General features: G+C 71.6%; 15 protein-coding genes and 1 pseudogene. 4 read left to right on the top strand and 12 right to left on the bottom strand.

From position 1 onward, the window contains the following. Positions 1-14: 14 nt before the first annotated feature. From ACFWIA_RS29745 to ACFWIA_RS29735, 3 genes are all read right to left on the bottom strand, one after another. The gene (locus ACFWIA_RS29745; protein ID WP_387010351.1) at positions 15-1,190 is read right to left on the bottom strand and encodes an RNA polymerase sigma factor; all 1,176 of its coding nucleotides are present in this window, start codon (positions 1,188-1,190) and stop codon (positions 15-17) included. A gap of 12 nt (positions 1,191-1,202) precedes the next feature. Then, positions 1,203-1,610, bottom strand: a complete 408-nt coding sequence (locus tag ACFWIA_RS29740) for a YciI family protein (protein ID WP_385494763.1) — start codon at positions 1,608-1,610, stop codon at positions 1,203-1,205. A 157-nt stretch (positions 1,611-1,767) separates the two neighbouring features. Continuing rightward, positions 1,768-2,184 carry a hypothetical protein gene (locus ACFWIA_RS29735; protein ID WP_387010350.1) on the bottom strand — a complete coding sequence of 139 codons (417 nt, stop codon included), beginning with the start codon at positions 2,182-2,184 and terminating at the stop codon, positions 1,768-1,770. A 94-nt stretch (positions 2,185-2,278) separates the two neighbouring features. Between ACFWIA_RS29735 and ACFWIA_RS29730 the strand changes: the two genes are divergently transcribed. Beyond that, positions 2,279-3,004 (top strand): class I SAM-dependent methyltransferase, encoded by a 726-nt coding sequence (locus tag ACFWIA_RS29730; RefSeq protein WP_387010349.1) that lies wholly within the window; start codon positions 2,279-2,281, stop codon positions 3,002-3,004. A gap of 81 nt (positions 3,005-3,085) precedes the next feature. Here the strand turns inward: ACFWIA_RS29730 and ACFWIA_RS29725 are convergent, their stop codons facing one another. The 4 genes and pseudogenes from ACFWIA_RS29725 to ACFWIA_RS29710 all read right to left on the bottom strand — a co-directional run bounded on the left by ACFWIA_RS29725 (position 3,086) and on the right by ACFWIA_RS29710 (position 5,205). Beyond that, positions 3,086-3,679 (bottom strand): DinB family protein, encoded by a 594-nt coding sequence (locus ACFWIA_RS29725; protein WP_387010348.1) that lies wholly within the window; start codon positions 3,677-3,679, stop codon positions 3,086-3,088. A 177-nt stretch (positions 3,680-3,856) separates the two neighbouring features. Next, positions 3,857-4,504 (bottom strand): ankyrin repeat domain-containing protein, encoded by a 648-nt coding sequence (locus ACFWIA_RS29720; RefSeq protein WP_387010347.1) that lies wholly within the window; start codon positions 4,502-4,504, stop codon positions 3,857-3,859. 41 nt (positions 4,505-4,545) lie between these two features. Continuing rightward, positions 4,546-4,752 (bottom strand): annotated as a pseudogene (locus tag ACFWIA_RS29715) (helix-turn-helix domain-containing protein); the annotation flags it as partial. Positions 4,753-4,839: 87 nt separating this feature from the next. Continuing rightward, positions 4,840-5,205, bottom strand: a complete 366-nt coding sequence (locus ACFWIA_RS29710; protein WP_046929261.1) for a VOC family protein — start codon at positions 5,203-5,205, stop codon at positions 4,840-4,842. A gap of 96 nt (positions 5,206-5,301) precedes the next feature. On the opposite strand from ACFWIA_RS29710, the gene ACFWIA_RS29705 reads away from it, so the two are divergent. Then, the gene (locus ACFWIA_RS29705; protein WP_387010346.1) at positions 5,302-6,267 is read left to right on the top strand and encodes a helix-turn-helix transcriptional regulator; all 966 of its coding nucleotides are present in this window, start codon (positions 5,302-5,304) and stop codon (positions 6,265-6,267) included. Between the two features lie 939 nt (positions 6,268-7,206). Here the strand turns inward: ACFWIA_RS29705 and ACFWIA_RS29700 are convergent. Both ACFWIA_RS29700 and ACFWIA_RS29695 read right to left on the bottom strand, forming a co-directional pair. After that, on the bottom strand, positions 7,207-7,560 hold the full coding sequence (locus tag ACFWIA_RS29700) for a hypothetical protein (RefSeq protein ID WP_387010345.1): 354 nt from the start codon (positions 7,558-7,560) through the stop codon (positions 7,207-7,209). 454 nt (positions 7,561-8,014) lie between these two features. Next, positions 8,015-8,419, bottom strand: a complete 405-nt coding sequence (locus ACFWIA_RS29695) for a TnsA-like heteromeric transposase endonuclease subunit (protein ID WP_387010344.1) — start codon at positions 8,417-8,419, stop codon at positions 8,015-8,017. A gap of 287 nt (positions 8,420-8,706) precedes the next feature. On the opposite strand from ACFWIA_RS29695, the gene ACFWIA_RS29690 reads away from it, so the two are divergent. Then, a complete protein-coding gene (locus tag ACFWIA_RS29690; RefSeq protein ID WP_387010343.1) occupies positions 8,707-9,309 on the top strand; it encodes a PadR family transcriptional regulator in 603 nt (200 codons plus the stop codon). 63 nt (positions 9,310-9,372) lie between these two features. Here ACFWIA_RS29690 and ACFWIA_RS29685 read toward each other — a convergent pair whose 3' ends face one another. Continuing rightward, positions 9,373-9,561 (bottom strand): hypothetical protein, encoded by a 189-nt coding sequence (locus ACFWIA_RS29685; RefSeq protein ID WP_387010342.1) that lies wholly within the window; start codon positions 9,559-9,561, stop codon positions 9,373-9,375. A 208-nt stretch (positions 9,562-9,769) separates the two neighbouring features. Here ACFWIA_RS29685 and ACFWIA_RS29680 point away from each other — a divergent pair, with 208 nt between their 5' ends. Further along, positions 9,770-10,384 carry a Clp protease N-terminal domain-containing protein gene (locus ACFWIA_RS29680; protein ID WP_387010341.1) on the top strand — a complete coding sequence of 205 codons (615 nt, stop codon included), beginning with the start codon at positions 9,770-9,772 and terminating at the stop codon, positions 10,382-10,384. Between the two features lie 59 nt (positions 10,385-10,443). On the opposite strand, the gene ACFWIA_RS29675 is transcribed toward ACFWIA_RS29680, so the two are convergent. Both ACFWIA_RS29675 and ACFWIA_RS29670 read right to left on the bottom strand, forming a co-directional pair. After that, complete coding sequence (locus tag ACFWIA_RS29675; RefSeq protein WP_387010340.1) at positions 10,444-12,210, bottom strand: ABC transporter ATP-binding protein; 1,767 nt, start codon at positions 12,208-12,210, stop codon at positions 10,444-10,446. Beyond that, positions 12,207-14,000, bottom strand: a complete 1,794-nt coding sequence (locus tag ACFWIA_RS29670) for an ABC transporter transmembrane domain-containing protein (RefSeq protein ID WP_387010339.1) — start codon at positions 13,998-14,000, stop codon at positions 12,207-12,209. The genes ACFWIA_RS29675 and ACFWIA_RS29670 overlap by 4 nt, the downstream gene beginning before the upstream one ends. Positions 14,001-14,020: the final 20 nt, after the last annotated feature.

The following is a 14,020-nucleotide window of genomic DNA, read 5'->3' as shown; positions in this document are numbered from 1 at the left end:
CGCGCCGCTGGTCGTCAGTGCCGCGCCCGGGCGTTGAGGCGGGCGGCCCGGCGCGTCAGGTGGTCGCGCTCGGCGAGGTCGGACGCCTTCCGGGCCGCTTCGACGTAGAGCCGTGCCGCCGTGACCGGGTCGCCGTCGCACTCGTGGAGGTACGCGGCCACCGCCCAGTAGCGGGGCAGCGAGTCGTCCAGCGGTGCGAGGGCCGCCAGACCGGCGCGCGGCCCTTCGGCCTCGCCGACGGCCACCGCGCGGTTGAGCCGGACGACCGGGCTGTCGGTCAGGCGCACCAACTCGTCGTACCACTCGACGATCTGCACCCAGTCGGTCTCCTCGGTGCTGGGCGCGTCGGCGTGGAGCGCCGCGATGGCGGCCTGGGCCTGGAACTCGCCCAGCCGGTCGCGGGCGAGCGCGCTCCGCAGGATCTCGATGCCTTCCGCGATCGCCCCGGTGTCCCACCGGCCGCGGTCCTGCTCGGCGAGCGGCACCAGACTCCCGTCGGCCGCGGTCCGGGCGGCCCGCCGGGCGTGGTGGAGCAGCATGAGGGCGAGCAGCCCCGTCGCCTCGGGGTGGTCGACCCGGGCCGTGAGCTGCCGGGTGAGCCGGATCGCCTCGGCGGAGAGGTCGACATCGCCCGAGTAGCCCTCGTTGAAGACCAGGTAGAGGACGCGCAGCACGGTGGCGACGTCGCCGGGCTGGTCGAACCGCACCCCGGAGACGGTGCGTTTGGCGCGGCTGATCCGCTGTGCCATGGTCGCCTCGGGGACCAGGTGGGCCCGGGCGATCTGGCGGGTGGTCAGCCCGCCGACGGCACGGAGCGTGAGGGCGACGGCGGACGACGGCGTCAGCGACGGGTGGGCGCACAGGAAGTAGAGCTGGAGCGTGTCGTCCACCGAGGGCGCGGGCCCGGGTGCCGGTTCCTCGCTGACGAGGTCCTCGCGGCGGCGGCGCGCGGTGTCCGCGCGGGTCGCGTCGAGGAACCGGCGCCAGGCCACGGTGACCAGCCAGCCCTTCGGGTCCCGCACGGGGGAGTCCGCGGGCGAGTGGCCGGGGGAACCGTCGGGGGGCCGGGCCCGGACCGCCTCGACCAGGGCGTCCTGCACGGCGTCCTCGGCCGCCGCGAAGTCGGCTCCGCGGCGGACCAGGATGCCGAGCACGCTCGGGGCGAGGCTCCGGAGCAGGGTCTCGTCCACGTCGGCGACCGCTCAGGTGATCGGGGGGCAGTGCGGGGCCAGGAACGGGCGCACCTCCAGCCACTCGTGGATCGGTCGCCCGCCGGCGCCCGGGGCGGCCGACAGGTCCCCGGCCAACTCGACGGCGCGCTCGTAGCTGTCGACGTCGATCACCATCCAGCCGGCGATGAGGTCCTTGGTCTCGGCGAACGGGCCGTCGGTGACGGGTGGGCGCCCCTCGCCGTCGTACCGGACGAAGGTCCCCTCGGGGGCGAGCGCCTGACTGTCGACGAACTCGCCGGTGCCTTCGAGTCGGGTCGCGAAGTCGCGCATGTACTGCACATGGGCCGAGATCTCCTGGGGGGTCCACCGGTCCATGGGCACGTCGTTGACCGGCGCCGGGGCACCTCGGTAGTGCTTGAGCAGCAGGTACTTGGCCATGGTGTGCCTCCTGGGTGCTGGTGCGACCCATGGTGGTCGCGTTCACTTCGGGGACGGAGCCAGCCACGGTTTCTCGACATCGCCGTCCGCGTCCTTTGACCCCGGTGGCCGAGTCCGGGTGCGCCGTCCAGCGGTGTCCGGGGCCGCGGGGGCCGGGTCAGCGCTCGCGCGCCCGCTCGGGAGGCGTGCCGGCTCGTGCGACGGCCGCGGCCAGCAGGGGCCAGCCGTCGACCTCCACCGCCTGCCGCTGCCCCGGCCGCCATCCGCGGGCCGAGGCCGCGTCGAGCAGGGCCCGGACGGCGCCCGGTTCGTGCAGGTTCAGGCCGCCGCCCCGGACGTGCCCCACGTCGCCGGAGCCCAGGGGGAACCCGCCCGGGACGTACCGGCCGGGACCTTCGGCGAAGACGATGCGCAGCGGGCCACCGGTGCCGGCCGGCTGCGGGTACAGCGTGAGCGTCTGGCGGCAGTCCGCGGGCCGGCCGTCGTCCGCCACCCGGTGACCGTGGCGGAGCGTCCACAGGAACGTGCGCCCGTCGGCCACCAGACGGCGTGGCTTCTTCGGGTGGCGGGGCACGGAGCCGAGCCTACGCGGCCCGGCCCGCGGGGGCGGTGCCCCGGGCGGCGAAATCCGGTGGCCGTCCGGGGCGGGCCGTGAAACGTTCGGCCGCATGACCGACGACTGTTTCGCGCATCCACGGCTCGCCGCGATCTACGATCCGCTCCACGCCGACCGCAGCGATCTGGATGCCTACCTGGACCTCGTGGCGGAGTTCGAGGCGCGCCGGGTGCTGGACATCGGCTGCGGCACGGGGGTGTTCGCGCTGCTGCTGGCCGACCGCGGCATCGAGGTCGTCGGCGTCGATCCCGCCCGGGCGTCCATCGAGGTCGCCCGGGCCAAACCGGGCAGTGGGCGGGTGCGCTGGATCTGCGGTGACGCGACGGACCTCCCCCCGCTGCGGGTCGACCTCGTGACGATGACCGGGAACGTCGCCCAGGCCGTCGCCGCCCCGGACGCCTGGCAGCGGACGCTACGAGGAGCCCACGAGGCACTGCGACCCGGTGGGCGCCTGGTCTTCGAGACGCGGGACCCGTCCCGGCGCGCCTGGGAGGGGTGGACGCGTGAGCGGACCCACGAAGTGACGGAGGTCCCGGGCGTCGGCGCGGTCGAGACCTGGGGGCGGGTGGTCGACGTGAGCCTGCCCCTGGTGACCTTCCGTTGGACCTACGGGTTCGCAGCGGACGGACAGGTGCTGTCCTCGGATTCGACCCTGCGCTTCCGGGACCGGGCGGAGGTCGAGCGGGACCTGCTCGCCCACGGCTTCGTGGTGGACGAGGTGCGCGACGCACCCGACCGTCCGGGGAAGGAGTTCGTCTTCCTGGCGCGTCGCCCGTGATCCCCGGAGGGGGTGCGCCGTCCCCGGCCACCGGCCGTGACGTTCCGCTACCGCGGGGAGGCGGCGAACTCCGCTGCGTCGTCAGGCGGTCCGGTCGGCTTCCCGAGCCGCGCGCTCCAGCCGGCTCCGATGGTTCTCCCACCACGCCGCGTCGCCCGGCGGCATGCTGTCGTTGCCCTCGTTCATCCCGACGGCACCGTCCAGGTGCTCCCGGAGGATGTCGGCGTGCCCGGCGTGCCGGTGCGTATCGGCGATCACGCGCACCACGGCGTGGTGCAGCGTCACCTCGTCCCTGCCCTCGGGCCACCACGGCACCTTGCCGGTCGTGTCGAGCGCCAGCGCGTCGATCGTCGCGTCCGCGTGGGTCCACGCCCGGCGGTACAGCTCCACGACGTACGCACGTGACTCGTCCGCGGTGGCCCACATGTCCGCGTTGGGCTCCGCACCCTCGTCCAGCCAGGGCAGCGGCTCGCCGGACGGTCGTCCGAAGGTGTCGCCGAGGTAGCCCAGTTCCACGCTGGCCGCGTGTTTCACCAGACCCAGGAGGTTCGTGCCGGTCGGTGTCAGCGGGCGGCGGACGTCGTACTCCGAGAGCCCTTCGAGCTTCCACAGCAGGGCGTCCCGGGCGGACTGCAAGTAGAAGTGGAGGTCGGACTTGGCGTCAGGTGCGGTCATCGGGCCAGTCTGCCGCGCCCGTGATCTTCGGTCACCGTCTTTTCCCGTCGACCGTGTCCCGTGCCATGGACCTGGATCATTTGCCACTGAAGTTGGACGACCGGTGGTTTCGTGACAGCGAAGTTGGACCGGGCCGAAGCCCCCTGCTCAGAGCGCCGTTGCCATGCTGAACAGTCGCTACCTCGGATGCCCGGCTTCCGTTCCGGGCTCCTGGTTCGCGCCCGGAACGACATCCACAGCGAGGAGGGCGACGGCGATGCGCTCGGTCATCCGTCGAGACTCCGGATGACGGCCGAGACGTTCACGCGCGGCGGCCAGAGTTCCGGCCGAGGTGATGGCACCGCGGCCGAGCAGGCGGTAGACCATTTCTTCCTGCCCGAACCGGACCGCCCAGTCAAGGGCGGTCCGGTGCTTCATCACCACGTTGATGTCCACCCCGCGGTCCAGCAGCAGGTCCACCGTTTCCGGGTGCCCCTCGTCGCCGGTTGTGGCTGCCAGCACCAGCGGTACGTGGTTCAGCCGTCCCTGGGCTCCCGTGTCAGCACCGGCATCGAGAAGAACCCCGACGACCGCCGTGTGCCCGTGGCCCGCCGCCATGCACAGCGGCGTCGACTCCTGGTACTCACCCACCCGCTGCTCCAGATCGGCGCCCGCTCCGACCAGCCGGCTGACTACATCGGCGTGCCCCTGCTCCACCGCCCGGTCCAGCGCCGTACGCCCGTCACGGTCCGGCGCATCCACCACAGCACCCTGCCCCAGCAGCCGGGCCACCTCGATCACGTCGCCGTCGGCCGCCGACCGCACCAGTTGATTCGCAATGTCCATACCTCGATCATTCCGGGCCTCCGGGCCGAGGGAGACCCGGGTCGCCAACGGTTTGATCTACCTGCCATCGAGGCGGAGCCCCGAACAGCGGATCGATCGCTTGCCAGGCGGAGTCGCCAGCGCTTCACGGTCGGCCAGGACACCTGGAAGCGGGCCGCGACTTCGCTGATTGGCCAGCCGTCGTCAGCGACGAGTCGAGCGACTTTCAGCCGGTGGCGCGGGGTGAGGGCCGCGTTCGAATGCGACATTTCTGAGCTCCTAGACAGGCTGAAGGGCCGGCCACGGTGTGTGGCCGGCCCTTCAGCTTGGAGATATGCGGGGAGGGACAGTGCAGGTCAGTCGACCGGGGAGACTCGGATGAGGTTGCCGTCAGGGTCCGTGATCACGAACGTGCGGCCGAAGACAGCATCGTGCGGCTCCTGCACAACGTGGACCCCCTTCGAGGCCCACCTCGTGAAGATCTCGTCAATCGCCTGCGATGGCCCCGGCACCATGAGTCCGATCTCTGTCGTACGAGGGAGGCTAGGGACCGCGTGCTCGCTGTAGCCCGTCCACAGTGCGAACAGGACACCGGGGGCAGCTTCGAAGGCTACGTAGTGGGGACTGGTGAAGGTCGGTTCGATCTCGAACAGGTCGCTGTAGAAGGCGGTGGCGGCCTCGGCGTCGCGGACGCCGATCAGGAACAGGTTCGGTGCGGGCATGGAGTGCTCCTCAACTCGTTGATTTCTCGGTCCAGCACCCAGTGGATCGCCCAATCGCGACGGAACCTGTCACCTTTTCTGAGAACATGGGTAAGCATGAAGGCTTCAAGACTCCTGCATCTCCTGCTGCTCCTGCAGACCCGTCAGCGGCTCACCACCACGGAGCTCGCCGCCCGTCTTGAGGTGTCCCGGCGGACTGTGCTGCGGGACGTCGAGGCGCTATCGACAGCGGGCGTGCCCGTCTATGCCGAACGTGGGCGGAACGGCGGGATCGTCCTGCTCTCCAGTGCACGGCTCAGCGCATCCCATCTGGAACCACCAGAACTGGAGGCCCTATCCGTGGCCGGCTTGGACAGCGCACTACGTGAGCGAATGGGCCTAACTGCGGTGTGGGAGTCGGCCGAGCGCAAGATCGCCGCCCGCCAGGCTGCAGCACCTGAGTCGCCGAGCCCGCTGCGGCTGGCTGACCTTGTGCTTGTCGACAGCACCGCGTGGTTTGCTGCGCCCGAGGCAGCGGTCGAAGTATCGGATCTGGCCTCGACCCTGCGACACCGGCGACGCCTTCGAATCCTGTACCGGCGCAGCGCCGAGAGCCAGGTCTCGACACGGGTGGTCGACCCGTACGGGATCGTGGCGAAATCAGGTCGCTGGTATCTCGTCGCCGATGACCAGGGCGACAGCCGGCTGCTCGCTCTGGAACGACTGTCGGCCTTCGAACAGCTAGCCGCACCAGCCGTGCTCCAACCAGGCGAAACCCTCCGCACCAGATGGGCCGTGTTGAAGAAACGCACTGAGGAGCAAGATCGCGTGAGTGTGACCATCCGCCTGCCGGAAAGGGGTCTCGACCTGGCGCGGCGCATCCTCGGCACCCGCATCCACCATGTCTCCGACGCGGAAAAGGGCTCGTGCGTCGTCGTCGTGCGCTACCCCGACATCGAGTCGGTGCGTCAGCTTCTTCAGTTCGGCGACCACATCGAGGTGCTCGCCCCCGAGACGGCCCGCGCACGCATCAGTCAGCTCGCCAGGAATCTGGCTGACAGTCACTCAACCCCCGCATCGTGATTGCCGATCAGGTCCCCTGTTCTCCATCAACGTGCCCGGTCAGTACATCTAGCCACGTTCAAAGCACGGCCTAACTTCGTCGCGGCTGCTCAGGCCAGCCACGGGACAACCGATAGCACTCACGCGAGCACCATCGCCGAGTCCAGCCGTCCTTGCGGCGGTCAATGGGTTTCTGGCACTGGCCGCAGGACACCGGCCCGAAGAAGATGGATGGGTCAGCACCCCCAGACGACCATGTGCGGCAACGGCGGCTGCACCAACGGCGAGGGGGATCGGCGGGCGACTTCGCTTCCATCGGGATGCCGTAGAACACGCATGTCCTCGAAGGCAGGGGAAGCCCGTCCCTCTCGATCAGCAGGTCCCAGCGGGAGACCTGCAGTTCGCATGTCTCCGAGCAGGTGCGCTTGGCGATTTGAGGGGTCGGCGGCATGGGGCCTTCGCAAGCGGCGCAATCGCGGAATGGCTGCCGGTCAGCCGCGTCCTCTTCGCGGGAACGACGTTCGACGTAGGCCACTCTGCGGCAGGCAGAGGAACACAGCCGGTGACGTTGACCGACCTGGATCTTCATCGGCTGCCGGCAGATTCGGCAGGGTTCCATGACTGGATGCTTCTGGGGGACGCGGCATCGAGTCGAGCAGTGAACGGGCATGACGCCGAACGCGCGGGTGACCGCAAAGTCGGAGCCGCATCTCTTGCACTTGACGGTGTCGAGCGTCTTCCGTAGCTGTTCGGGGTCACGGCCGGTGACGGCGGAAATCCGTGCCCAAGTTGGACGGCCCTGATATCTGGGCGGTCCTGCGAGGAAGCGCCGCAGGTAGGCGGGCGGAAGGCAGTTGGCGCGGGCGAGGCGGGCGACGAAGGGGTAGCAGCCTTCACCGGCAATCGGCCGGACCTGGAAGGGAAGTTCAGCGATCGGCTCACTGTCCGCGGTGGGGTGGGTCACTTATCCGCGTCCGAGAGGCCGCCGGGGTGCCTGCGACGAGAGGCGATGTCCAGGTCGACTGCCAGTAGGCCGAGCTTGGTGATCTTCTCTGCGCCGGTGAGGATGGCATCCACGGCAGCTCCGCGGAGCTGATGGGAAAGGGTGCCGATCATGCCGCCCGTTCGGGTGTGCAGGAAGCGGTCCAAGCGAGTCAGGGGGCCACGTGTGTGCTGGTGCAGCAGGAGGTTCGCCTCCATCTGCGCGACCAGGCCCTTCAGCGCGTCGGCCCAGCCCGGTCTCATCAGCTCCGGGGTGACCGTGCGGGCCAGCAGCACGCTGGCGTCGACGGACTTCTTCGTGGGCCTGAGCACCGCCGCGGCCAGTGTCCTGGTGGCGACGCCCCATGGGCCTTCGACCTGCGTGTGACGGCCGACCCAGTCGCATGCGTGCCTGCCGTCAGCTTCGCCACCAGTCGGTAGAGAGTCCGTCGCGAGGGCAGCTCGGCCAGGTTCCCGCCATTCTCCCGAATGATCTCCCCGGTCCTCCAGATCAGGTAGGCCCCGTTGCGTGTGGAGGTCTCGACGCCCTCCTTGATCGCCTGCCGCATCGCCTCGACGACGGCGTCGGGCACGTCACCGAACTCCTACCATCAAGGCTGGCGGCCGTTTCAAGCTGCCCATCGGATTCCCTCCGTCCAGACGAGACTGTCGGTCTCCACAAGTCCTCCCGCCAGATCGGTCATCAGAGCGCCGGACCACAACAGAGGGAACAGCACCGGCAGAACCTGCAACCGGTCTCCGACCAGCCCGGCGCCCTCCCGTAGCCTCATCGGTTCGCGGAAGACCTCCCGGACCGATCCGCCACCGCCACCGGTCGGCCGCAGCGGGCCCGCCGGTATCGGGACAGCCAGCGGATGTTCGCCATGAACACCGGCTCGGGCCGCCCGACCCACTCGAACTCCCAGCCCACGGCTCTGCAGGCATGTTGGGTCGCCTCGAACGCCTCGCGCGTCGCCCCGTCCATCTCGTCCGCAGCACGGACGTCAACGACGCGGGCGCGGCCATCGGCCAGCCGGACGAAGTAGTCAGGTGCGTGCCGACGCTTGCGTGTGCCGTCGTGCCAGTGCAGCCAGAACGGCTGCGAGGCGATCGCGACCACCTGCGGATCACGGTCCAGCAAGATCAGCCGGTCCTGCTCCAGCCACGACTCATGGCCCACGTGATCCCGCAACGTCGCCGCGTAGTACCAGCCGGCGAACCCGCGACCGTCCTTGTGCCAAGAGCCGCAAGGGCAGCCCCTTCGCACACACCGACAGGTGCCCTCACCACGTCCCCGCGTACCTGTACATCGAATGATCAATCTGCGGTGGCACAACTAGCGTTGATCATCCTTCAGTGGCAATCGATCAGCGATCACTGGCACAGGGCAAGACCGCCTGCGGTGCGCCTTGTTCGATACAAGTTATCGATATATCGTTGAGGTATCGCGATCGATCAACGATGGATGGAGTGAGCGAGATGCGTACTCACGGGCATGAACACGGACACGGTCCGTGCGGCCCCGGCCATCAGGGCCGGGACGGCTTCGAGGGGCGCCGGGCCGCCTTCGGGCCCTTCGGGCCGGGCTTCGGACCCGGTGGCGGGCACTGGGGCGGGCGCGGTCGGGGCGGGGCGCCGGGGCGGGCGCGGCGCGGCGATGTGCGCGCGTCGATCCTGGCCCTGCTGAAGGACCGCCCGATGCACGGCTACGAGATGATCCAGGAGATCGCCGAGCGCAGCGGCGGGGCGTGGAAGCCCAGCCCGGGTTCGGTGTACCCGACCTTGCAGCTGCTGGAGGACGAGGGGCTGATCAGCAGTGCCACCGAGGGCGGGAAGAAGCTGTTCTCCCTCACCGAGTCCGGCCGTCAGGCGGCCGAAGAGGGGCCCGACGCGCCCTGGGACGCGGCCGGGCGCGGGGTCGACTGGGAGGCGCTGAACGAGGTCCGGCAGGCCGGGTTCGGGTTGCTGGACGCGTTCGGTCAGGTCTGGAAGTCCGGCAGCAAGGAGCAGCAGGAGAAGGCGCTTGCCGTGATCGGCGACGCCCGCAAGAAGCTGTACCTGATCCTCGCCGACGAGGACTGAGCAGCGGTCGGGCCCCTCGCCCCGCGGTGCGGGAGGCGGCGGGGTCGGGTCCGGTCGGCGGTGTCAGCGGGGGCGCCGGATCTCCGCCGCGTCGAACACGTCGAACGCCCGGGGGTGCGGTCCCTCGTCGTGGCAGTGCCAGGCATCCCAGAACAGGTCCGCGGGCAGGGCGTCATCGGGCGCGTAGACCCGGTACACGTAGCGACGACCGTCGATCGACGGCAGGGTCACGAGCCAGTACGCGAACTCCATGCTCCTGAAGGACGCCCCCGCGGTGGTGCCGGTTGCCGATCGGAAGGGCATATTCCGCACCGGGGGGCGGGCGGGGTGAGGGGCCGGGGCGCGCGCGGCAAGGGGGCGCGCCCCGGAAGGGAAGGATCAGACGATCTCCTCCGTAAGGAGGAGAACCGGAACATCCATGCCCAACCAGTGTCGGACCCGCAAATGCTCCCTCTTGGTGATGCGCTTTCCCCGCCCGGTTGATGGGGTGGGAGATGTGCACCTCCCCCTTCCGCAACAGCCCGCCCCCGGCGGTGCCACGCCCCTTCCCACCGACGACCTGCTCAGCGTCGAGATGATCGCCGTGGTGGCGGGCGCGAGACGACGGGCCGTGCGTGACGGCGACCGCCAGGTCGACACCGCCCACCTGTTGCACTCCCTGCTGGAGGCGGATCCCCTGGTCCGGGCGCTGTTCGGGGACGGCCCGCAGGCCGCCCGGCTCCTCGGCTACCTGGTGCAGCGCAGCATCGGCTACGGACTCCAGTGGCAGTCCTCGGTCGAGGACTCGGGCGTGCTCCCCGTCGTGCGGGACGCGGTGGGTGTCGCGCGCTGGTCACCGGCGGCTGCCGCCGCGATGGACCGGGCCGTGCTGCGCGCCCGGGCCCGCGGCGACGAACGGGCCGGCGGGCTGGACCTGTTCGTCGCGCTGGCCACCGACCGGGAGTGCCGTGCGGTGGAAGTCCTGCTGCACGCGGGGGTGGCGCCCGCCCAGGTCGTGGCGCGGGCCGAGGCCGGGCCGGCCGATGCGGGGTGCGAGGAGCGGGGCGGCGGCGCCGGGGGACGCCTGTCGTACTGAGTCCCGGCCGGGCCCGGCCACCGCCTGAGCGGTGCGCCGGCCGTCGGCGCCTCCCGGGTTCACCGTGGTCGGGACCACGCCCGCCAGAGCGAGGCGTACGGGCCGTCGGCGTCGGACAGTTCCGCATGGGTGCCGGATTCCACGATCCGGCCGCCGTCCATCACGACGATCCGGTCGGCGTGTGCGGCCTGGCTGAGCCGGTGCGCGATCACCACGCCGGTCCGTCCCCTCAGCGCGGCGGAGGCCGCCCGGTCGAGCAGCCCCGCGTCCGTGGTTCCCGCCTCCGCGGTGGCCTCGTCGAGGAGGGCGACCGCGGGCGAGACGAGCGCGAGTCGCAGCAGCGCCAGGTGCTGTGACTGTGCGGCGCTCAGTTCGTGGCCGCCCGCGCCGACCGGGGTGTCGAGCCCGTGCGGCAGCGCGTCGAGCCAACCGTCCGCACCGAGCCGGGCAGCCGTCCGCCTGATGTGTGCGTCGTCGACTCCGGGGGCGAAGAGGCGCAGGTCGTCGCGGACGGTCCCGTCGAAGACGTGGACCTCCTGACTGACCAGCACGACTCGGGTGCGGGACGCACCGGCCGCCGCCCCGTCGACGGTGATCTCACCGCTGTCGGGGGTGAGGTTCCCGGCGATGAGCTTGGCGAGCGTGGTCTTCCCCGCCCCGCTCGCCCCGACGACCGCCACGGTCTCGCCGGGTTCGACGGTCAGCGAAATCCGGTCGAGTACCGGCCGGCCCGGGGCGTATCCGTACGAGACCCGGTCGAGGACGATCCGCCCGGGCGCGTCCGGGTCGGGGCGTGGCGCGCTGACGGGCCGCTTCGGCAGGGTGGTGACCCCGATGAGGCGTGCCAGCCCCGCGCCCGCGTTCTGGAGTTCGTCGACGTGGGATAGCAGCACGCCGACGGGTCCGAAGAGTTGATGGAAGTAGAGCGCCGCGGCGGTGGCTGCACCGAGGCTCACGGTGCCCTCCGTGACCAGCCGGTAGCCGACCACCAGGACGGCTGCGAGGCCGACGAACTCGGCGACGTTCAGCAGTCCGAAGAAGTCCGTCCGCAGGCGAGCCGCGTGCCGTTCGTGCGCGATGGCCCGTTCGGACGAGGCGGCGATCCCGGCGAGGTGGTCGCTCTGGGCCCGCAGGGCCCGTACGGTGTCCGCGCCGTCCAGGGCCTCGACGAGTCGCTGTGCGCGGACCGCCTCGGCACGGCGGGCGGCCCGGTAGACCGGACCCGACCGGGCCAGGAACCGGCGCAGTGCCAGGTGTTGGAGGGGCACCGCCGCCAGCGCGGCCACGGTGAACCGCCAGTCGATCACCCCCAGGCCGATCAGGGTCAGCACGATCGTGAAGAGCGCGGACAGGAAGGCGGGCAGCACCCGCCCGATCACGGTGTTGACGGCTTCGGTGTCGCCGGCGACCCGGGACACCAGATCACCGGTCCCGGCCCGTTCCAGGACCGCCGCGGGTTGTGCCACCGCCGTGGCGAAGACGTCCTCGCGCAGTCCGGCGAGGGTCTGTTGGGCGGTACGGGCCAGCAGCAGCTGTCCCCACCGGCCGAGCGCGGCGCCGAGCACCGCGGTGCCGAGCAGCGCGCCGGCGGGCCGCAGGAGTTCGGCCCGTGGCCGGTCCGCGACCACGGCGTCGACCATCACGCCCAGCAGTGCGGGCGCGGCCAGGGCGGTGGCGGTGCCGGCGAGCAGCACCGCGACCGTGCCGCCGAGCCGGGCCCGGTGCGGTGCGAGCAGCCCTACGGTGCCCCGGAGGGTGTCCCGGGTGGAGGCCACGGGGAGCAGCGTCGCGTCGGAGGGGCGCTGCGCGGTGGGTGCGGTGGTCATCGTGCGTCCACCTCGTCGGACCGGGAGGCGGCGGCGGTGTCCGGGGGGACGTGTGGTGGGGGAGGGCCCGCTTCGTGGACCCGGTCGCAGGCTTCGAGCAGGGTGGGGCTGGTGGTGACGAGGACGATGGCACGGTCACCGTGACCGCGCAGGGCGCGGGCGATGCGGTCCTCGGTGACGCTGTCGACGGAGGTGGTCGGCTCGTGCAGGACGAGTACCGGTTGCGGCTGGTGCAGCGCCCTGGCCAGCAGGAGTCGTTGCCGCTGGCCGCCCGAGAGCGAGCGGCCCTGTTCGCCGACGTCCGAGGCGGTGCCGGCGGGCAGGTGCGTGAGGACGTCGTCGAGTGCGGAGGCGGCGATCGCGGCCGGGTCCGCCGTCGCCGCGGCGAGGTTCTCGGCGACGGTGCCGCTGAACACGACGGAGTCGTGGGGTGGTGCGAAGACGGTGCGCCGGACCTCGTCGGGGGTCAGCGTCGAGGCGTCGCGCCCGTTCAGTACGTACTCTCCGGGCGCCGGTGCACGTCGGCAGGCGATCAGGTCGGCCAGGTCCGCGGCCCACGCGTCCCGGGCGCGGACGCCGATGAGTTCCCCCCGTTCGGCGGTGATCACCGATGGGCCCCGGTGCAGGGCGAAGAGCGTTCCGGCGGCGGTCGTCGACCCGGTCGCGGAGGGCGGGCGGGGGCCCGGGTCCCGGGTGCGGTCCCGGGTGCCGGTGCTCGGCGCGCCGGGCCCGGTCTCGGGGACCCGGTACGGAATCGCCAGCAGTTCGGCGAGCCGGTGCGCGGAACCGCGTTTGGCGGCGACGGCGGCACCGAGGAAACCGAGCGTCTGCATCGGCCCGGCGACCACCTGGGCGAGCCCCACGGCGGTGACCAACTGGCCCACGGTGAGGGTGCCGTCCAGTGCCATCGAGCCCGCGGCGAGCGCGAGAGCGGCCAGGAAGGCCCCGGACACCGCGGAGTTCACCGCCGACAGGTCCGCCAGGGAACCGACCCGGCGCAGCGCTGCCCGTACCGAGACCCGGCTCGCTTCCCGGTAGCGGTCCGCCGCGGCCGGTTCGGCGTCGAAGCCCTTGAGCACGCGGAGCCCCCGCGTGAAGTCGGTCGCCAGGGTGCCCGCCCGCGCGGCCTCGCGCTGTTCGACGTGGACCCGCCGCTCCAGGGGGCCGCTCAACAGGTGCAGGACCAGGAGTTGCAGGGCCGCGACGACGAGGACGAGGACGGCGAGCTGCCAGGAGATCAGGAGCAGGGCGACGGTCGCGGTGAGCAGTCCGGCGAGGGCGGCACCCTGTTCGGCGAGGACCCAGGAGACCCCGGACACGTTCGAGGCGTCCGAGGTGGCGACGGTGAGCACGTCTCCGGTCGCGCGTTTCGTGGCCGTCCCGCGGGAGTGCAGCACCCGGCCCGCCGCCATCAGACGCAGGTCGTGCTCTCCGGAGGAGTACACCTCGGTGGTGAGGCGGGTGGCCGTGCGCCAGCAGAGGATCAGCACGGCGAACAGGCCGGCCAGCAGGGCGAGCAGGCCCAGCAGCACGTGCGGGTCGCCACGGCCGATCGCCCGGTCGATCACCACGCCGATGAGGACGGGGACCAGGGCCTCCGCCACCTGGTGGCCCGCGAACCCGGCACTCGCGAGGCCGAGGCGCCACCCCCGGCCCGCCCCGAAGGAGCCGTGTGCGATCAGCGCTCCGGGGCCGGCGGCGGGCGGGGCCCCACCGGGCGCACCGGTGGGGGTGCCGGCCGTGCGGGGTCGTGGGGCGAGGGGGGCGGGGCGGGTGTCGGGAGCGGTCACCGGCCTCACGCTAGGAAGGC

The sequence above is a fragment of the Streptomyces sp. NPDC127068 genome, from assembly GCF_042724695.1.
In the GTDB taxonomy this organism is placed as follows: domain Bacteria; phylum Actinomycetota; class Actinomycetes; order Streptomycetales; family Streptomycetaceae; genus Streptomyces.
The sequence above is the reverse complement of the archived record's forward strand: the minus strand, read 5'-3'. Positions and strand labels throughout refer to the sequence as shown.